Origin of the sequence: Hafnia paralvei, assembly GCF_020150375.1 — a bacterium.
Taxonomy (GTDB): domain Bacteria; phylum Pseudomonadota; class Gammaproteobacteria; order Enterobacterales; family Enterobacteriaceae; genus Hafnia; species Hafnia paralvei.
Window position 1 is genome coordinate 257789 of record NZ_CP083737.1, and the last position, 19006, is coordinate 276794.

13 protein-coding genes, 6 tRNA genes and 3 rRNA genes are annotated in these 19006 nt (G+C 48.3%); 20 read left to right on the plus strand and 2 right to left on the minus strand.

Going from position 1 to position 19006, the window contains the following annotated elements; genetic code table 11:
- Positions 1-172 precede the first annotated feature (172 nt).
- From pepQ to birA, 12 genes are all read left to right on the plus strand, one after another.
- Positions 173-1504 carry a Xaa-Pro dipeptidase gene (pepQ, locus tag K9N75_RS01195; RefSeq protein WP_008815902.1) on the plus strand — a complete coding sequence of 444 codons (1332 nt, stop codon included), beginning with the start codon at positions 173-175 and terminating at the stop codon, positions 1502-1504.
- Entirely contained in the window at positions 1504-2118 is a 615-nt protein-coding gene (locus K9N75_RS01200) for an IMPACT family protein (protein ID WP_064575403.1), read from the plus strand. Before pepQ ends, K9N75_RS01200 begins: the two co-directional genes overlap by 1 nt.
- Before the next feature lie 61 nt (positions 2119-2179).
- Positions 2180-3631 carry a Trk system potassium transporter TrkH gene (trkH, locus tag K9N75_RS01205; protein ID WP_004089405.1) on the plus strand — a complete coding sequence of 484 codons (1452 nt, stop codon included), beginning with the start codon at positions 2180-2182 and terminating at the stop codon, positions 3629-3631.
- A gap of 43 nt (positions 3632-3674) precedes the next feature.
- Positions 3675-4214, plus strand: coding sequence for a menaquinone-dependent protoporphyrinogen IX dehydrogenase (gene hemG, locus K9N75_RS01210; RefSeq protein ID WP_008815904.1), 540 nt, complete (start codon positions 3675-3677; stop codon positions 4212-4214).
- A gap of 426 nt (positions 4215-4640) precedes the next feature.
- Positions 4641-6183, plus strand: a 16S ribosomal RNA gene (locus K9N75_RS01215).
- A gap of 71 nt (positions 6184-6254) precedes the next feature.
- Positions 6255-6331, plus strand: a tRNA-Ile gene (locus tag K9N75_RS01220).
- A 126-nt stretch (positions 6332-6457) separates the two neighbouring features.
- Positions 6458-6533: transfer RNA gene (locus tag K9N75_RS01225), tRNA-Ala, on the plus strand.
- A gap of 258 nt (positions 6534-6791) precedes the next feature.
- Positions 6792-9700: ribosomal RNA gene (locus K9N75_RS01230) — 23S ribosomal RNA — on the plus strand.
- Between the two features lie 114 nt (positions 9701-9814).
- Positions 9815-9930, plus strand: a 5S ribosomal RNA gene (rrf, locus tag K9N75_RS01235).
- The 16S, 23S and 5S rRNA genes sit together here with 2 tRNA genes alongside, the layout of an rRNA operon.
- Before the next feature lie 231 nt (positions 9931-10161).
- Positions 10162-11109 (plus strand): siderophore ABC transporter substrate-binding protein, encoded by a 948-nt coding sequence (locus tag K9N75_RS01240; RefSeq protein ID WP_224452139.1) that lies wholly within the window; start codon positions 10162-10164, stop codon positions 11107-11109.
- Between the two features lie 141 nt (positions 11110-11250).
- Positions 11251-12288 (plus strand): UDP-N-acetylmuramate dehydrogenase, encoded by a 1038-nt coding sequence (gene murB / locus K9N75_RS01245; protein WP_130995662.1) that lies wholly within the window; start codon positions 11251-11253, stop codon positions 12286-12288.
- A complete protein-coding gene (gene birA, locus K9N75_RS01250) occupies positions 12285-13244 on the plus strand; it encodes a bifunctional biotin--[acetyl-CoA-carboxylase] ligase/biotin operon repressor BirA (protein WP_008815923.1) in 960 nt (319 codons plus the stop codon). Before murB ends, birA begins: the two co-directional genes overlap by 4 nt.
- 85 nt (positions 13245-13329) lie before the next feature.
- Here the strand turns inward: birA and coaA are convergent, their stop codons facing one another.
- Both coaA and K9N75_RS01260 read right to left on the minus strand, forming a co-directional pair.
- Entirely contained in the window at positions 13330-14277 is a 948-nt protein-coding gene (coaA, locus tag K9N75_RS01255; protein ID WP_004092550.1) for a type I pantothenate kinase, read from the minus strand.
- A 225-nt stretch (positions 14278-14502) separates the two neighbouring features.
- The gene (locus K9N75_RS01260) at positions 14503-15045 is read right to left on the minus strand and encodes a GNAT family N-acetyltransferase (protein ID WP_064575398.1); all 543 of its coding nucleotides are present in this window, start codon (positions 15043-15045) and stop codon (positions 14503-14505) included.
- Between the two features lie 376 nt (positions 15046-15421).
- Here K9N75_RS01260 and K9N75_RS01265 point away from each other — a divergent pair.
- The 8 genes from K9N75_RS01265 to rplK all read left to right on the plus strand — a co-directional run bounded on the left by K9N75_RS01265 (position 15422) and on the right by rplK (position 19006).
- Positions 15422-15497: transfer RNA gene (locus tag K9N75_RS01265), tRNA-Thr, on the plus strand.
- A 21-nt stretch (positions 15498-15518) separates the two neighbouring features.
- A tRNA-Tyr gene (locus tag K9N75_RS01270) sits at positions 15519-15603 on the plus strand.
- Positions 15604-15727: 124 nt separating this feature from the next.
- Positions 15728-15802: transfer RNA gene (locus K9N75_RS01275), tRNA-Gly, on the plus strand.
- Positions 15803-15809: 7 nt separating this feature from the next.
- Positions 15810-15885, plus strand: a tRNA-Thr gene (locus K9N75_RS01280).
- A 116-nt stretch (positions 15886-16001) separates the two neighbouring features.
- Positions 16002-17186, plus strand: a complete 1185-nt coding sequence (gene tuf / locus K9N75_RS01285; RefSeq protein ID WP_008815921.1) for an elongation factor Tu — start codon at positions 16002-16004, stop codon at positions 17184-17186.
- A 287-nt stretch (positions 17187-17473) separates the two neighbouring features.
- On the plus strand, positions 17474-17857 hold the full coding sequence (secE, locus tag K9N75_RS01290; RefSeq protein ID WP_004089461.1) for a preprotein translocase subunit SecE: 384 nt from the start codon (positions 17474-17476) through the stop codon (positions 17855-17857).
- A 1-nt stretch (position 17858) separates the two neighbouring features.
- Positions 17859-18404, plus strand: coding sequence for a transcription termination/antitermination protein NusG (nusG, locus tag K9N75_RS01295; protein ID WP_004089459.1), 546 nt, complete (start codon positions 17859-17861; stop codon positions 18402-18404).
- A gap of 173 nt (positions 18405-18577) precedes the next feature.
- Entirely contained in the window at positions 18578-19006 is a 429-nt protein-coding gene (gene rplK, locus K9N75_RS01300; protein WP_004089458.1) for a 50S ribosomal protein L11, read from the plus strand.

A 19006-nucleotide genomic window follows, 5' to 3' on the forward strand; every position in this document is an offset into this window, starting at 1 on the left:
GGTATGACCAGATGTTGTGAAGTGTGGTTTTAATGTTAAAAATTTGCAAACAAAACATTGAATATTTGCAAACGCGATCACAGAGGGCCGAATGGGATTTTTGGCAACGTCCTGTTTTTATGGAGCGCTGTGATAAGATGAAGAAATTCGTTGTGGGCAAAGGGTCATATACATGGAAACATTAGCTTCGCTGTATTCTGAACACATGGAAACGCTGCAGCAGCGTACCCGTGAGGTTTTAGCTCGTCATCAGTTGGATGGACTGTTGATTCACTCCGGTGAGTTGCTGTCGCTGTTTTTAGACGATCGTGATTACCCGTTTAAAGTTAACCCTCAGTTTAAGGCGTGGATCCCTGTGACTCAGGTGCCTAACTGCTGGTTATGGGTCGATGGCGTAAATAAACCGAAACTGTGGTTCTATTCGCCTGTCGATTACTGGTACAGCGTAGAGCCCTTGCCTGAGGCCTTTTGGACTGCGCATGTTGAGATGACTGCGCTGCGTAAAGCTGATGATATTGCGAACTTATTACCAACGGCACGCGAACGTGTTGCTTATATTGGGTATGTTCCGCAACGAGCACAGACTCTGGGCATCAAAGCTGAAAATATCAATCCGCAGCCAGTGCTTGATTACCTGCATTACCATCGTGCGTATAAAACTGGCTATGAGCAAGCCTGCATGCGTGAAGCGCAAAAAACTGCTGTAGTTGGGCATCAGGCCGCGTTGGAAGCATTTCAGTCAGGCATGAGTGAGTTTGATATCAATCAGGCTTATTTGACTGCCACCGGACACCGTGACACCGATGTGCCTTACGATAATATCGTGGCCTTGAATGAGCATGCCGCTGTTCTACATTACACGACGTTGCAGCATAAGCTTCCTTCTGAAGTGCGTAGTTTCTTATTAGATGCGGGTGCTGAATATAATGGCTACGCAGCAGACCTGACGCGAACTTATGCCGCGAAAAGCGATAGTGATTTTGCCGCGTTAGTCAGTGATATGAACAAAGAGCAGCAGGCGCTTATTGCTACATTGAAATGCGGTGTGCGCTATACCGATTACCATGTGCAAATGCATCAACGTTTGGCTAAATTACTGAAGAAACACCATATCCTGAAAGATATCAGCGAAGAAGCTGCCGTTGAGCAAGGGCTGACCTGCCCATTCTTACCACACGGCTTGGGCCATCCGCTGGGGTTACAGGTACATGACGTGGCGGGTTTCATGCAGGATGAAAAGGGTACCCATCTGGCTGCACCAGAAATGTATCCTTTCCTGCGCTGTACGCGCATTATGGAGCCTGGCATGGTGATGACCATTGAGCCTGGCTTGTATTTCATTGATTCACTGTTGGCTCCGTGGAAAGAAGGGCAGTTCAGTAAACATTTTGATTGGGCTCGTATTGATTCTTTCCGTCCATATGGCGGGATCCGCATTGAAGATAACGTGATTTTCCACGAGAAATCGGTGGAGAATATGACGCGCGATCTGCATTTGGACTAATGAGTCAGCCTTATCTTATTCCCGCTGAGGCATTGAGCTTCAGCGAGGAAATCAAAAAAAGCCGCTTTATTACTCTGCTGGCACATACGCAGGGTAGTGAGGCGGCAAAAGCATTTATTGCGCAGGTAAAATCTGAACATCCAGATGCACGCCATCACTGTTGGGCATTTGTGGCCGGTGCACCGGATAATTCACAGCTGTTAGGTTTTTCTGATGACGGCGAGCCGTCTGGCACTGCGGGTAAGCCAATGCTTGCCCAGTTGATGGGAAGCCATATTGGCGAAGTCACGGCAGTGGTGGTGCGCTATTACGGCGGTATTCGGCTGGGCACTGGCGGATTAGTTAAGGCTTATGGCGGTGGCGTTCAGCAAGCATTAAAACTTTTGCCCGTCGAGCGTAAAGTGCCGCAGGCTGAGTATACTTTGCAGTGTGACTATGGATTACTGACCCAAGTCGAGACCGTTATTGCGCAGGCTGGGGGCGAGATATTGCAGAGTGACTATGCTGTTGAGGTATCACTAACAGTGAGTTTGCCAGTGCTGGTTGTCGATGACGTCGCTGAAAAATTACGCAACATGAGCCGTGGTTCGTTGCAATTACATCAGACTTCGTAATAATCCCCCGCATTACTTTTTTGTTGTACTTATTACTCTATTGAGCAAGGAACGTGCCCGAATGCATTTTCGTGCCATTATCCGCATCGTCGGTTTACTCGTCATACTGTTCTCAGGAACTATGATCATCCCTGGGCTAGTTGCCTTGATTTATCGTGACGGTGCAGGCCGGGCGTTCACTCAGACTTTCTTCGTTGCGCTGACGATTGGCACATTATTGTGGTGGCCACAGCGTAAACAAAAGCATGAATTAAAACCGCGTGAAGGTTTTCTCATCGTCGTTTTGTTTTGGACGGTGCTGGGCAGCGTAGGGGCATTGCCTTTCCTGTTCTCTGAGCGCCCAAATCTCAGCGTAACGGATGCGTTTTTTGAGTCGTTCTCGGGTTTAACTACCACGGGAGCAACCACGCTGGTGGGATTGGATAACTTACCGAAGGCAATTTTATTCTACCGTCAGATGCTGCAATGGCTTGGTGGTATGGGGATCATCGTGCTGGCCGTGGCTATTTTACCAATCTTAGGTGTGGGTGGACTACAGCTCTATCGCGCTGAAATGCCCGGGCCGCTCAAAGATAATAAAATGCGGCCGAGAATTGCCGAAACAGCGAAAACATTATGGTTCATCTATGTGCTGCTGACGGTGGCCTGTGCGGTAGCCCTATGGGGGGCAGGGATGGATGTGTTCGACGCCATCTCGCATAGCTTTTCAACCATCGCCATTGGTGGATTTTCAACCCACGATGCCAGTATCGGTTATTTTAATAGTCCCACCATCAACACTATTATTGCGGTGTTTCTGCTGATCTCTGGTTGTAATTTTAGTTTGCACTTTGCACTCCTTAGCGGACGTAGTTTGAAAGTTTATTGGCGTGACCCTGAGTTTCGCATGTTTATTTTTGTCCAGCTGACGTTAGTCGCGGTGTGTACCTTAGTGTTGTGGTGGCACAACGTATATCAAACCGGATTACAAACGGTGAATCAGGCATTTTTCCAAGTTGTTTCTATGGCAACGACGGCGGGATTCACCACGGATAGCATCGCCCATTGGCCGCTGTTCCTACCTGTGCTTCTACTGTGTTCTGCATTTATCGGTGGCTGTGCGGGGTCAACCGGTGGTGGATTGAAGGTTATTCGTATTCTGCTTCTTTTCTTACAAGGCTCCCGCGAGCTAAAACGTCTAGTGCATCCGAATGCGGTTTATACCATTAAGTTGGGCAACCGTGCTCTGCCCGAGCGTATTCTTGAAGCGGTGTGGGGATTCTTTTCTGCCTACGCATTGGTGTTCATTATCAGCATGCTGGCGATTATCGCGACTGGGGTAGATGATTTCTCTGCGTTTGCTGCGGTAGTCGCCACATTGAATAACCTTGGTCCGGGGCTGGGTGTCGTTGCCGATAATTTCACTTCGATGAATGATGCGGCTAAATGGGTGCTAGTCGTTACTATGTTGTTTGGCCGACTGGAAGTCTTTACTTTGTTAGTACTGTTTACGCCAACCTTTTGGCGTAACTAAGGCATTCACAATTAATTATGGAAAAGTGTAGAGGCCGCAAGTCATGAAAACTTTAGTGCTTTACTCCAGCCATGATGGACAGACCAAAGCTATTGCCTCTTCTATAGCATCGACGCTGTCTGAGACGCTTGAGTGTGATGTGATGGATCTGGCCCTATCAATGGATATCAATCTGGCAAACTATCAGTCAGTCGTGATCGGCGCTTCTGTTCGCTATGGGCATTTCCAGCGTTCTCTCTATAAATTCACCAAGCAGAATGTGGCGCAGTTAAATACTATGCCGAGTGCATTCTTCGCCGTTAACCTTACGGCGCGTAAGCCTGAAAAGAGAACGCCGCAAACAAATGCCTATACCCGCAAATTCCTGCTTGCTACTCCGTGGCAGCCAAAGCAGTGTGCTGTTTTCGCCGGAGCGCTCCGTTATCCACGCTATGGCTGGTTAGACAAGGCAATGATCAAATTAATTATGAAAATGACCGGCGGTGAAACGGATACCAGCAAAGAAGTGGAATATACCGATTGGCAGGATGTAACGCGTTTTGCGAAAGACTTTGTGCGTTTAAGCAGCAGTGCGGCGCGATAATCATCACAAAACTCAACTTTTGTTGATAATTTGCGCGGTTGGTAATTTATTTCAAATAAACACTTGTCAGCCGTTCAGAAGTCCCTATAATGCGCCACCACTGACCGGGAACAACGACGCAAACGTCGCTCGGTGAGAAAGAGAAAAGCGTCGCTAACTAGCGAAATTCTGAAAAGAAAAAGGCTTGACTCTTCAGGAGGAAAGCGTAATATGCACCTCCCGAGTTGCTGGAACGAATGTTCACAACTCACTGCTCTTTAACAATTTATCAGACAATCTGTGTGGGCACTCACAAGACAATATCTAACGTCCTCGGACGATAAAATATTAAAGTCTTGAAGAGTGACCAAGCAGTAATTCATTTTTGAATTATTACGAAAGTTAATTTTCGAGCATCGCTTCACGTGTTGAAGCACATCAAGCTTTTAATTGAAGAGTTTGATCATGGCTCAGATTGAACGCTGGCGGCAGGCCTAACACATGCAAGTCGAGCGGTAGCACAAGAGAGCTTGCTCTCTGGGTGACGAGCGGCGGACGGGTGAGTAATGTCTGGGAAACTGCCTGATGGAGGGGGATAACTACTGGAAACGGTAGCTAATACCGCATGACGTCTTCGGACCAAAGTGGGGGACCTTCGGGCCTCACGCCATCAGATGTGCCCAGATGGGATTAGCTAGTAGGTGGGGTAATGGCTCACCTAGGCGACGATCTCTAGCTGGTCTGAGAGGATGACCAGCCACACTGGAACTGAGACACGGTCCAGACTCCTACGGGAGGCAGCAGTGGGGAATATTGCACAATGGGCGCAAGCCTGATGCAGCCATGCCGCGTGTATGAAGAAGGCCTTCGGGTTGTAAAGTACTTTCAGCGAGGAGGAAGGCATTAAGGTTAATAACCTTGGTGATTGACGTTACTCGCAGAAGAAGCACCGGCTAACTCCGTGCCAGCAGCCGCGGTAATACGGAGGGTGCAAGCGTTAATCGGAATTACTGGGCGTAAAGCGCACGCAGGCGGTTTGTTAAGTCAGATGTGAAATCCCCGAGCTTAACTTGGGAACTGCATTTGAAACTGGCAAGCTAGAGTCTTGTAGAGGGGGGTAGAATTCCAGGTGTAGCGGTGAAATGCGTAGAGATCTGGAGGAATACCGGTGGCGAAGGCGGCCCCCTGGACAAAGACTGACGCTCAGGTGCGAAAGCGTGGGGAGCAAACAGGATTAGATACCCTGGTAGTCCACGCTGTAAACGATGTCGACTTGGAGGTTGTGCCCTTGAGGCGTGGCTTCCGGAGCTAACGCGTTAAGTCGACCGCCTGGGGAGTACGGCCGCAAGGTTAAAACTCAAATGAATTGACGGGGGCCCGCACAAGCGGTGGAGCATGTGGTTTAATTCGATGCAACGCGAAGAACCTTACCTACTCTTGACATCCAGAGAATTTGCTAGAGATAGCTTAGTGCCTTCGGGAACTCTGAGACAGGTGCTGCATGGCTGTCGTCAGCTCGTGTTGTGAAATGTTGGGTTAAGTCCCGCAACGAGCGCAACCCTTATCCTTTGTTGCCAGCGAGTAATGTCGGGAACTCAAAGGAGACTGCCGGTGATAAACCGGAGGAAGGTGGGGATGACGTCAAGTCATCATGGCCCTTACGAGTAGGGCTACACACGTGCTACAATGGCATATACAAAGAGAAGCGAACTCGCGAGAGCAAGCGGACCTCATAAAGTATGTCGTAGTCCGGATTGGAGTCTGCAACTCGACTCCATGAAGTCGGAATCGCTAGTAATCGTAGATCAGAATGCTACGGTGAATACGTTCCCGGGCCTTGTACACACCGCCCGTCACACCATGGGAGTGGGTTGCAAAAGAAGTAGGTAGCTTAACCTTCGGGAGGGCGCTTACCACTTTGTGATTCATGACTGGGGTGAAGTCGTAACAAGGTAACCGTAGGGGAACCTGCGGTTGGATCACCTCCTTACCTAAAGATAGCGTTAAGTGCAGTGTCCACACAGATTGTCTGATGAAGAATAACGAGCAGAATACCTTTATAGGCTTGTAGCTCAGGTGGTTAGAGCGCACCCCTGATAAGGGTGAGGTCGGTGGTTCAAGTCCACTCAGGCCTACCAAACTCTACTTATCCTTGAAATCTTCAATCGTTGCGTTGCTCATGTGCGTTTGCACATTGCGCTACTCACGTTGAATCTTTCCGCGGCTAAGCGAGTTGGTATCAAAAGGTAAACTGTTGACTGTATGGGGTTATAGCTCAGCTGGGAGAGCGCCTGCCTTGCACGCAGGAGGTCTGCGGTTCGATCCCGCATAGCTCCACCATTACTTCTTGTTGAATACAACAGAGGTTCAGTCTCAAAACATACTTCAGAGCGTATTGGAAACAGTATGCTGCGAAGTATTTTGCTCTTTAACAATCTGGAACAAGCTGAAATTTGAAAGCTTAAGCCGCTGTGAGAATGACTTCGGTCAAACACTGACACAGCGAGCATTAAGCAGTCTCTCAATTTTTTGCAATCTTGAATGTTGTCTTGAACCGGTTCGTAACCGCGTTCACCAAGAGACACCTTCGGGTTGTGAGGTTAAGTGACTAAGCGTACACGGTGGATGCCTAGGCAGTCAGAGGCGATGAAGGACGTGCTAATCTGCGATAAGCGTCGGTAAGCTGATATGAAGCGTTATAACCGACGATTTCCGAATGGGGAAACCCAGTGCAATTCGTTGCACTATCGTTAAGTGAATACATAGCTTAACGAAGCGAACCAGGGGAACTGAAACATCTAAGTACCCTGAGGAAAAGAAATCAACCGAGATTCCCCTAGTAGCGGCGAGCGAACGGGGAGCAGCCCAGAACCTTAATCAGCGTATGTGTCAGAGGAACGGTCTGGAAAGTCCGGCGATACAGGGTGATAGCCCCGTACTTGAAAATGCATATGCTGTGAGTTCGATGAGTAGGGCGGGACACGTGACATCCTGTCTGAATATGGGGGGACCATCCTCCAAGGCTAAATACTCCTGACTGACCGATAGTGAACCAGTACCGTGAGGGAAAGGCGAAAAGAACCCCGGCGAGGGGAGTGAAATAGAACCTGAAACCGTGTACGTACAAGCAGTGGGAGCCTCTTTTATGGGGTGACTGCGTACCTTTTGTATAATGGGTCAGCGACTTATATTTTGTAGCAAGGTTAACCGAATAGGGGAGCCGTAGGGAAACCGAGTCTTAACTGGGCGTCAAGTTGCAAGGTATAGACCCGAAACCCGGTGATCTAGCCATGGGCAGGTTGAAGGTTGGGTAACACTAACTGGAGGACCGAACCGACTAATGTTGAAAAATTAGCGGATGACTTGTGGCTGGGGGTGAAAGGCCAATCAAACCGGGAGATAGCTGGTTCTCCCCGAAAGCTATTTAGGTAGCGCCTCGTGAACTCATCTTCGGGGGTAGAGCACTGTTTCGACTAGGGGGTCATCCCGACTTACCAACTCGATGCAAACTACGAATACCGAAGAATGTTATCACGGGAGACACACGGCGGGTGCTAACGTCCGTCGTGAAGAGGGAAACAACCCAGACCGCCAGCTAAGGTCCCAAAGTCATAGTTAAGTGGGAAACGATGTGGGAAGGCATAGACAGCCAGGATGTTGGCTTAGAAGCAGCCATCATTTAAAGAAAGCGTAATAGCTCACTGGTCGAGTCGGCCTGCGCGGAAGATGTAACGGGGCTAAACTATGCACCGAAGCTGCGGCAGCGACACTTAGGTGTTGTTGGGTAGGGGAGCGTTCTGTAAGCCTGTGAAGGTGGCCTGTGAGGGTTGCTGGAGGTATCAGAAGTGCGAATGCTGACATAAGTAACGATAAAGCGGGTGAAAAACCCGCTCGCCGGAAGACCAAGGGTTCCTGTCCAACGTTAATCGGGGCAGGGTGAGTCGACCCCTAAGGCGAGGCCGAAAGGCGTAGTCGATGGGAAACAGGTTAATATTCCTGTACTCGGTGTTACTGCGAAGGGGGGACGGAGAAGGCTAGGCTATCCGGGCGACGGTTGTCCCGGTTTAAGCGTGTAGGGGGTGTGACTTGGTAAATCCGGTCGCATATCAACCCTGAGGCGTGATGACGAGTCACTACGGTGATGAAGTAGTTGATGCCAAGCTTCCAGGAAAAGCCTCTAAGCTCTAGGTAACATTGAATCGTACCCCAAACCGACACAGGTGGTCAGGTAGAGAATACCAAGGCGCTTGAGAGAACTCGGGTGAAGGAACTAGGCAAAATGGTGCCGTAACTTCGGGAGAAGGCACGCTGGCGCGTAGGTGAAGTCCCTTGCGGATGGAGCTGAAGCCAGTCGAAGATACCAGCTGGCTGCAACTGTTTAATAAAAACACAGCACTGTGCAAACACGAAAGTGGACGTATACGGTGTGACGCCTGCCCGGTGCTGGAAGGTTAATTGATGGGGTCAGCCGCAAGGCGAAGCTCTTGATCGAAGCCCCAGTAAACGGCGGCCGTAACTATAACGGTCCTAAGGTAGCGAAATTCCTTGTCGGGTAAGTTCCGACCTGCACGAATGGCGTAATGATGGCCAGGCTGTCTCCACCCGAGACTCAGTGAAATTGAACTCGCTGTGAAGATGCAGTGTACCCGCGGCAAGACGGAAAGACCCCGTGAACCTTTACTATAGCTTGACACTGAACATTGAGCCTTGATGTGTAGGATAGGTGGGAGGCTTTGAAGTGTGGACGCCAGTCTGCATGGAGCCAACCTTGAAATACCACCCTTTAATGTTTGATGTTCTAACTCCGGTCCCTAATCGGGATTGAGGACAGTGTCTGGTGGGTAGTTTGACTGGGGCGGTCTCCTCCTAAAGAGTAACGGAGGAGCACGAAGGTTAGCTAATCACGGTCGGACATCGTGAGGTTAGTGCAATGGCATAAGCTAGCTTGACTGCGAGAGTGACGGCTCGAGCAGGTACGAAAGTAGGTCATAGTGATCCGGTGGTTCTGAATGGAAGGGCCATCGCTCAACGGATAAAAGGTACTCCGGGGATAACAGGCTGATACCGCCCAAGAGTTCATATCGACGGCGGTGTTTGGCACCTCGATGTCGGCTCATCACATCCTGGGGCTGAAGTAGGTCCCAAGGGTATGGCTGTTCGCCATTTAAAGTGGTACGCGAGCTGGGTTTAGAACGTCGTGAGACAGTTCGGTCCCTATCTGCCGTGGGCGTTGGAAGATTGAGAGGGGCTGCTCCTAGTACGAGAGGACCGGAGTGGACGCATCACTGGTGTTCGGGTTGTCATGCCAATGGCATTGCCCGGTAGCTAAATGCGGAAAAGATAAGCGCTGAAAGCATCTAAGCGCGAAACTTGCCTCGAGATGAGTCTTCCCTGAGACCTTGAGTCTCCTAAAGGAACGTTTAAGACTAAGACGTTGATAGGCTGGGTGTGTAAGCGTAGCGATACGTTGAGCTAACCAGTACTAATGATCCGTGAGGCTTAACCTTACAACACCGAAGGTGTTTTGGTTGAGAGACTAAGACGAAGAGTAAGCTTGTTCAAAGATTGGATTAACTGGCTGGGTATAGCGATATACGCGGCGGGTTGATTAACAGAATTTGCCTGGCGGCGATAGCGCGGTGGTCCCACCTGACCCCATGCCGAACTCAGAAGTGAAACGCCGTAGCGCCGATGGTAGTGTGGGGTCTCCCCATGCGAGAGTAGGGAACTGCCAGGCATCAAATAAACGAAAAAGCCTCATGCGAAAGCATGGGGCTTTTTTGTTTATCTGTTGTTTGTCGAATCCGTCGAGAACGGATTTTGCTATTGGAGTTTTAAATAATTTTGATTGTTTTACGAACGATTCTATTTGCTCTTAACATATTAATGATATCAATTATCAATTGCATTGACATATTTCCCCTCCAATTTAGAATGCGAATCTCTTATTTACGCTTGGATGCGCATTATGAAAAACATTTCAGTTGTTATTCTTACCTCTATTCTTTCTTTGAGCAGTTATTCAGCAGTAGCCAAAGAGCCAGAAAAATCAGTGATTGCTCATGTTACTTCAGCTACTGCAAATACACTGAGTATTACGCATGCAGCTGGTGTCACTAAAGTTCATAAGAACCCTCAGCGTGTAGTTATTTTTGATTTTGGTACCTACGATTCGCTAGATAAGTTGGGCTTAACCAATCGCGTTGTAGGGTTACCAAAATCGATTCCTAGCTATATAAAAGATAAGGTGTCTCCTGCCGTCTCTGTCGTTGGTGGGATGAAAGAGCCAGATCTGAAAGCAATTGAACTACTTCAGCCTGATTTGATTATTATCACGGGACGTCAAGGGGGTTCATATGATGCACTATCGGCCATTGCGCCAACTATCAGCCTGACAACAAGCCCTAAAGACTATTTAATGTCGGTTAATAAAAATGCAGAGTTGCTGGGCGCTATTTTTGGTAAAAAAGAAGAAGCGAAGAACCAAATCAATTTATTATCCCAACAATTAACGTCTATCAAGACAGAAAAAGAGCCTTCACAGCTGTCTGCATTAACGCTAATTCATAATGATGGTAGGTTTGCTGTAATTCATCAGCCTATCATTTTTGACGTTTTAGGCATGAAGCCAGCGAAGGTAATACAGAAAGAGCGTGCGGATAAGAAAAAACGAGTCCCGCTCACGACGCATGAAATTACCCAAGCAAATCCAGATGTGATTTTTATTGTTGATCGTAGTGCAGCCATTGGTGCTACTCCGCTAAACAAAATGCAGTTTGAAGATGCAGAGTTACGTTCAACGGCGGCATTTAAAAATGGAAAAGTAGTATATCTCACGCCTGATCTTTGGTACTTGTCTGGCGGTGGGCTAGAGAGTACGGCTGCACAGATGACAGAAGTGGCAAACGCACTTTAGTTTCATGCTACGGCGGTATAGCTATATACCGCCAATGAAACACATTATTTTGCAATCTCGGTTTTATCTTTATTTATCCAAAAATCAGGCAAAGGATCGGTTAGACTAGGCACAGTTTAGTCAGGATGAGATCCTTGTTTCATGTCTAATAGCCATACATCACTTGCTGAATTCACAACATTCGGTATTAATGCCCAAGCAAAAAATATCATCACTGCCACTTCCCCTGACGCTTTGGCGGAAGCATGGCGCGGTGCTGTCGAGCGCCAAGAGCCGGTGCTGATCTTAGGCGACGGTAGTAACGTTTTATTCTTAGAAGACTTTATCGGAACCATACTGCTTAACCGAATCAAAGGAATCAGTGTGGCTGACGATGAGCATAGCTGGCGGCTGCATGTTGGTGCAGGTGAGAATTGGCATGAGCTAGTAAGCTATTCGCTTGAACAGGGAATGTCAGGGCTTGAAAACCTTGCCCTGATCCCTGGATGCGCAGGATCGGCACCGATCCAAAATATTGGCGCGTATGGTATCGAGTTCCAAAAAGTTTGTGAATACGTTGATGTGTTGAATTTACGTACAAATGAGTCGTTTCGTTTAACAGCGGATGAGTGCCAGTTTGGCTACCGAGAAAGCGTTTTTAAACATAGTTATCGAGACGGCTATGCGATTGTTGCCGTAGGGCTACGGTTAGAGAAACAGTGGCACCCTGTTTTGAACTACGGTGATTTAGCTAAGCTTTCACCTGAAACTGTGACGCCTAAACAAGTGTTTGACTCTGTTTGTCATATGCGAATGACTAAGCTACCAGACCCTAAAAAAACAGGGAATGCAGGAAGCTTCTTTAAAAATCCTGTAGTGAGTGCAGCGGTTGCCGCGCAGATTAAGTCCGAGTTTCCTGAAGCACCTATGTACCCACAAGCCTCTGGTGAGATGAAGTTAGCTGCGGGTTGGTTAATCGACCGGTGTGAGCTGAAAGGTTTCCAAGTGGGCGGTGCAGCGGTACATCAACATCAGGCGTTGGTACTCATCAATTTAGATTGTGCAACAAGTGGGGATGTCGTTGAGCTAGCCAGAGCCGTACGTAATCGCGTCGCACAGAAGTTTGGCGTATGGTTAGAGCCTGAGGTTCGTTTTATATCCGCGGTTGGTGAAGTTAACGCTGTAGAGGTTTTATCATGAAAGATATCAGCGTTCCCCTGCGCCTAGTTAATATTCTCTCAGACGGAGAGTTTCACTCCGGCGAGCATCTTGGCGAAGTACTCGGCATGAGTAGAGCGGGCATTAACAAACACATACAGACGATTCGCGATTGGGGAATCGATGTTTTTACCGTACCTGGCAAAGGATATAGCCTGCCAGCACCTATGCAGCTATTGGATGAGGACGAGATCACCGAGCAGCTGCAGGATGGACGAGTTACGGTGCTCCCTGTCGTAGACTCTACCAACCAGTATTTACTCGATCGAATTCATGATCTTCGCTCCGGAGATGCCTGCGTAGCTGAGTATCAACAAGCCGGCCGTGGGCGCCGTGGGCGCCACTGGTTTTCTCCCTTTGGTGCAAATCTTTACCTCTCTATGTTTTGGCGCTTGGAGCAGGGGCCAGCGGCCGCAATGGGGTTAAGCCTAGTCATTGGTATTGTTATGGCGGAGGTATTGCGCGAACTGGGGGCTCCCGACGTTAAAGTAAAATGGCCAAATGACCTTTATCTGAATGATAAGAAACTGGCTGGTATTCTCGTCGAACTTACTGGGAAAACCGGCGATGCTGCAAATATTGTGATCGGTGCTGGTATTAACCTATCTATGCGCTCTCCCGATACTTCAATTGTTAATCAGCAGTGGATTAACCTGCAGGAAGCGGGTGTTCAGATCAACCGAAATGAATTAGTGGCTCGCCTGTTAAAGCGTTTACGCGATACGTTGGTTGATTTTGAAACACGCGGGTTATCCCCTTTCGTCGAGCGCTGGCGTGAACTAGATAACTTTATCGACCGCCCCGTTAATCTGCTGATTGGAGAGCAGAAAATTTATGGTATTGCGCGAGGTATCGATGCTCAAGGCGCACTATTGCTTGATAGAGACGGCGAGATTCAGCCATTTATTGGTGGTGAAATTTCACTTCGCGGTGCATGAATAGTTAGACGTTTAATAAGAATGTACACAATAAAAAGGGCATCCATCGGATGCCCTTTTTATTAATGAAGACGGCGAATTGTCACTATTTACGTAAACGAACGCTTTCAACGGCATGATTGCCGCCTTTGGTCATAATCAAACTGGCTCGTTCACGGGTTGGCAAAATATTCTGCTTTAGATTCAACCCGTTAATTTCTTTCCATAGACCGGTCGCAATCTCGACGGCTTCTGATTCTGGAAGCTGAGAGTAGTGATGGAAATAAGAGTCTGGATTGGAGAATGCCCCTTGGCGGAATTTCAGGAATCGATTGATATACCAACCCTGTAATAGCTCTTCCGGTGCATCCACATAAATAGAGAAATCGACAAAATCAGACACAAAAACGCGGTGTGGATCATGAGGATAATCCATCCCACTCTGCAGAACGTTCAATCCTTCTAGAATAAGAATATCCGGTTGCTCAATAACTTTACAGCTATCAGGCACGATGTCATAGATCAAATGAGAGTATTGCGGAGCAGTAACTCTAGGGGCACCGGATTTGATCTCGGATACGAAGCGAACGAGGTTCTGAATATCGTAGGACTGTGGGAAGCCTTTCTTTTTCATTAGCCCACGTTCTTGCAACACCTTGTTAGGATGCAAAAAGCCGTCTGTGGTTAGCAATTCTACCTTACGGTGTTCAGGCCAACGGCTTAATAACGCTTGTAGCACGCGAGCCGTTGTACTTTTACCCACGGCGACACTACCAGCGATCCCGATAATATAAGGGATCCTAGGGCCATTGGTGCCTAGAAATTGTTCAAGCACAGCTTGACGGCGAACGTTAGAGCTAAAATAGAAATTGAGTAAACGAGAAAGTGGCAAATATATCTGAGCAACTTCTTCTAACGAAAGATCTTCGTTAATACCCTTGAGATTAGCAATCTGCTCTTCCGTTAAGGTTAACGGCACGGAGTTACGCAATGCAGCCCATTGTTGGCGATTAAACTGTAGATACGGTGTCGCCAATGATTGATCTTTCTTCATATGCCCAATTCTGCCTGTTAGCGCGGGTCGGGAACGGCGCCTGACGCCAACTCCAGATGGATAACGAGCTGCACATTATAATCAGCTTCGTCTTTGTCGCAGAGTTTTTTTCAAAAACTTTGACTCAATCTACGTGATGGGGGGAATGCAATCAAGAAAGTAGAAGCATGAACAGGCCGTAAAAAAAGCGGTAGCTAAAAAAGAAAGTGCTACCGCTAGGAGAACTTAGCTCGCTTTTGCCGACTGAGTAACGGCAAATAGTCGTTTGTAATAAATCGCGGTGGGATGATATTGACCATCAGGGGTGCAGGCGTAATCAGGAATTTCCCCCATGCAACGATAGCCCTCAGCCCGATAGAAGGCTTCTGCCGCTGAGCCAGCCTGAGTATCTAGATAAAGGAGTCCACGGTTAGCCTGCAAGGCTGCTTTTTCAAGCACCGTCATGAGCTGATGACCGACGCCTAACCTACGTGCGCTGCTGTGCACTATCAATTTTTGTACTTCGGCGCGATTGCGCCCATTTGGTTTTTGACAAAGTGCTAGCTGCACGGTACCCACTACCCGATGCTCATCACGTGCAATCCACAATAAGAGTTCACCTTTAGCAACCAGTGGACGTAGACTGTGAAAATAACACTCCGCGTCGTAATGATCGATTTGCGTGTCATATCCCAAGGAGGCTCCATTAGCCACGGCATCTGTGAGCAGCAACGCGAGCTCTTTTCGGTAGACCGGTAGGGTAGCATCGTTAATCAGAACAATTTTCATCGGTGATTCCTCCAAAAGGGGGTAATAACACCAGAGAAGCAAAGAGCAGGCCAAGTATGGAGAACCGCACTTTACGTGGGGAGACAGCACAAATAAGTGTAGCTTTTGCTTGGTTATGGTGCAGGGCGTGCAAAATGGGTGCGTTTAGAAATGTGACCTTGCTCTGAATATTCATTTTTCCGTTCGGTATTCAATTGCGGTAAGCGCAATATCGACAAAGGTATTACAGGACGATTTCACGCCAGATTTCTGTTATTTTATGAGCTAGAAAACAAGTAAACGGGCGTTTTTGACTGTTTTCTAACCGAAGGTGCGCAAAAATGAATTTTTTTGTTGCATAGAGCACGATCACTACCTAGAATGCGACCCACTTGATGCCGGCTTAGCTCAGTTGGTAGAGCAACTGACTTGTAATCAGTAGGTCACCAGTTCGATTCCGGTAGCCGGCACCATCAAGTAAAGCAACACCAAGTGGTGGGGTTCCCGAGCGGCCAAAGGGAGCAGACTGTAAATCTGCCGTCTCAGACTTCGAAGGTTCGAATCCTTCCCCCACCACCATTTATTCGCCTTAGAGATAGGGCATGGGATGTAGCTTAGTCCTACATCTCAAAATACATCAGTGAGGATCTCACTTCGCTGATGTAAAACTCTACAGAACAATCAGGTAGCCGAGTTCTAGGATGCGGGCATCGTATAATGGCTATTACCTCAGCCTTCCAAGCTGATGATGCGGGTTCGATTCCCGCTGCCCGCTCCAAGTATGTGCTGATATGGCTCAGTTGGTAGAGCGCACCCTTGGTAAGGGTGAGGTCCCCAGTTCGACTCTGGGTATCAGCACCACTTCTTTTCTCCTCCTCTGATTTCATTCTGTAAAATATTCAGCTAGTGCATACAAATCATTTGCTTGGTTGATGTGGTGATATCACCGATTTATCCGTGTCTTAGAGGGACAATCGATGTCTAAAGAAAAGTTTGAACGTACAAAACCGCACGTTAACGTCGGTACTATCGGCCACGTTGACCATGGTAAAACAACGCTGACCGCTGCGATTACTACCGTACTGGCTAAAACCTACGGTGGTTCTGCTCGTGCATTCGACCAGATCGATAATGCGCCAGAAGAAAAAGCTCGTGGTATCACCATCAACACTTCTCACGTTGAGTATGACACCCCGACTCGCCACTACGCGCACGTTGACTGCCCAGGGCACGCCGACTACGTTAAAAACATGATCACCGGTGCTGCTCAGATGGACGGCGCTATCCTGGTTGTTGCTGCGACTGACGGCCCTATGCCTCAGACTCGTGAGCACATCCTGCTGGGTCGTCAGGTTGGCGTTCCTTACATCATCGTGTTCCTGAACAAATGCGACATGGTTGATGATGAAGAGCTGCTGGAACTGGTAGAAATGGAAGTTCGTGAACTTCTGTCTCAGTACGAATTCCCAGGCGATGACACTCCAATCATCCGTGGTTCTGCGCTGAAAGCGCTGGAAGGCGAAGCTGAGTGGGAAGCTAAGATTGTAGAACTGGCTGAAACTCTGGATTCTTACATCCCAGAACCAGAGCGTGCTATCGACAAGCCATTCCTGCTGCCAATCGAAGACGTATTCTCTATCTCTGGCCGTGGTACTGTTGTTACCGGTCGTGTAGAACGCGGTATCATCAAAGTGGGTGAAGAAGTTGAGATTGTTGGTATCAAAGATACCGTTAAATCAACTTGTACTGGCGTTGAAATGTTCCGTAAGCTGCTGGACGAAGGTCGTGCAGGTGAGAACGTTGGTGTTCTGCTGCGTGGTATCAAGCGTGAAGACATCGAACGTGGTCAGGTTCTGGCTAAGCCAGGCACCATCAAGCCACACACCAAGTTCGAATCAGAAGTTTATATTCTGAGCAAAGACGAAGGCGGCCGTCATACTCCGTTCTTCAAAGGTTATCGTCCACAGTTCTACTTCCGTACTACTGACGTGACCGGTACTATCGAACTGCCAGAAGGCGTGGAAATGGTAATGCCAGGCGACAACATTCAAATGATTGTTAGCCTGATCCACCCAATCGCAATGGACGATGGTCTGCGCTTCGCAATCCGTGAAGGTGGCCGTACCGTTGGTGCAGGTGTTGTTGCTAAAGTCATCGAATAAGATTTGACGCGACACGCGATAAAAGGGCATCATTTGATGCCCTTTTTCTACGCTAGTGATACTAGAACCTATCTCATCAGTAGTTTTAGCGTCATAATTACAGGTGAGATGGGCTCTGATAGTACGGCGTATCGTGCCGAATAGCGGATCATTTGTCTGATTTCGCTCTTTCTTTGAAGAGGTAACCGCGCTAATCGCGTTTGTTTCTTGTAAGATACCCATTCGGTTTGGTTTGCCTCGCGTAGCGGGGCGAAGTTGTTTTTCACAATCTAGTGACAGGTTGGTTTATGAGTGCGAATACCGATGCTCAAGGGAGCGGGCGCGGCCTACAAGCGCTGAAATGGCTGGTTGTCGCCGTGCTGCTGATCGTGGCCATCGTAGGTAACTTCCTTTACCGTGATGTGAGTCTGCCACTGCGCGCGATGGCTGTAGTCCTGATTATTGCGATTGCTGGTGCCGTAGCATTATTGACAACTCAAGGTAAGGCTACCGTGGCGTTTGCCCGTGAAGCGCGTACCGAAATGCGCAAGGTCATCTGGCCAACGCGTCAGGAAACGTTGCACACAACATTGATTGTGGCTGCGGTCACCGCTGTCATGTCACTGATTCTGTGGGGACTGGATGGTATTCTAGTCCGTCTGGTTTCGTTTATTACTGGCCTGAGGTTCTAAGATGTCTGAAGCCCCTAAAAAGCGTTGGTACGTCGTTCAGGCGTTTTCCGGTTTTGAAGGCCGCGTAGCTCAATCGCTGCGTGAGCACATTAAACTGCACAACATGGAAGAGTTGTTCGGTGAAGTCATGGTTCCGACTGAAGAAGTCGTTGAAATCCGTGGCGGTCAACGTCGCAAAAGCGAGCGTAAATTTTTCCCTGGTTACGTATTAGTTCAGATGGTGATGGAAGATGCCAGCTGGCACTTAGTGCGTAGCGTGCCACGTGTGATGGGCTTTATCGGTGGTACTTCTGATCGTCCAGCTCCAATCAGTGACAAAGAAGTTGATGCCATCATGAACCGTTTGCAGCAGGTTGGTGATAAGCCTCGTCCGAAAACGATGTTCGAGCCAGGCGAAATGGTTCGCGTCAGCGATGGTCCATTTGCCGACTTTAACGGTGTGGTTGAAGAAGTTGACTACGAAAAAAGCCGCTTGAAAGTTTCGGTTTCTATCTTTGGTCGAGCGACCCCGGTAGAGCTGGACTTTAGTCAGGTTGAAAAAGGCTGATAAAAAATTAAGCAACCATAGCGATTGCTGATTGCCAGAGGCGCGAAATTAAACTACAATTTCGCGCCTTTTGTTTTTATACGCACCCCATTTTCGAATGTGTCGCGTGTAAACGTTTTGCAAATAACGGGGAGCCTCTTTGAGGCGATATTACCCAATCGAGGATATTTACCATGGCCAAGAAAGTACAAGCCTACGTTAAGCTGCAAGTTGCAGCTGGTATGGCAAACCCAAGTCCGCCAGTTGGTCCAGCTCTGGGTCAGCAAGGCGTTAACATCATGGAATTCTGTAAGGCATTCAATGCTAAGACTGACAGCATTGAAAAAGGTCTGCCAATTCCGGTTGTTATTACCGTTTATTCTGACCGTTCTTTCACCTTCGTTACCAAAACTCCTCCAGCAGCAGTACTGCTGAAGAAAGCAGCTGGTATCAAGTCTGGTTCTGGCAAGCCGAACAAAGACAAAGTAGGTAAAGTAACGAGTGCTCAGGTTCGTGAAATCGCAGAAACCAAAGCTGCGGACATGACTGGTTCTGACGTTGAAGCGATGATTCGCTCCATCGAAGGTACTGCTCGTTCCATGGGCCTGGTAGTGGAGGACTAA

Excerpts from the sequence above, each read along its gene's own strand:
- pepQ (WP_008815902.1), top strand. The coding sequence starts at position 173 with ATGGAAACATTAGCTTCGCTGTATTCTGAACACATGGAAACGCTGCAG.
- K9N75_RS01200 (WP_064575403.1), top strand. The coding sequence starts at position 1,504 with ATGAGTCAGCCTTATCTTATTCCCGCTGAGGCATTGAGCTTCAGCGAG.
- trkH (WP_004089405.1), top strand. The coding sequence starts at position 2,180 with ATGCATTTTCGTGCCATTATCCGCATCGTCGGTTTACTCGTCATACTG.
- hemG (WP_008815904.1), top strand. The coding sequence starts at position 3,675 with ATGAAAACTTTAGTGCTTTACTCCAGCCATGATGGACAGACCAAAGCT.
- K9N75_RS01240 (WP_224452139.1), top strand. The coding sequence starts at position 10,162 with ATGAAAAACATTTCAGTTGTTATTCTTACCTCTATTCTTTCTTTGAGC.
- murB (WP_130995662.1), top strand. The coding sequence starts at position 11,251 with ATGTCTAATAGCCATACATCACTTGCTGAATTCACAACATTCGGTATT.
- birA (WP_008815923.1), top strand. The coding sequence starts at position 12,285 with ATGAAAGATATCAGCGTTCCCCTGCGCCTAGTTAATATTCTCTCAGAC.
- coaA (WP_004092550.1), bottom strand. The coding sequence starts at position 14,277 with ATGAAGAAAGATCAATCATTGGCGACACCGTATCTACAGTTTAATCGC.
- K9N75_RS01260 (WP_064575398.1), bottom strand. The coding sequence starts at position 15,045 with ATGAAAATTGTTCTGATTAACGATGCTACCCTACCGGTCTACCGAAAA.
- tuf (WP_008815921.1), top strand. The coding sequence starts at position 16,002 with ATGTCTAAAGAAAAGTTTGAACGTACAAAACCGCACGTTAACGTCGGT.
- secE (WP_004089461.1), top strand. The coding sequence starts at position 17,474 with ATGAGTGCGAATACCGATGCTCAAGGGAGCGGGCGCGGCCTACAAGCG.
- nusG (WP_004089459.1), top strand. The coding sequence starts at position 17,859 with ATGTCTGAAGCCCCTAAAAAGCGTTGGTACGTCGTTCAGGCGTTTTCC.
- rplK (WP_004089458.1), top strand. The coding sequence starts at position 18,578 with ATGGCCAAGAAAGTACAAGCCTACGTTAAGCTGCAAGTTGCAGCTGGT.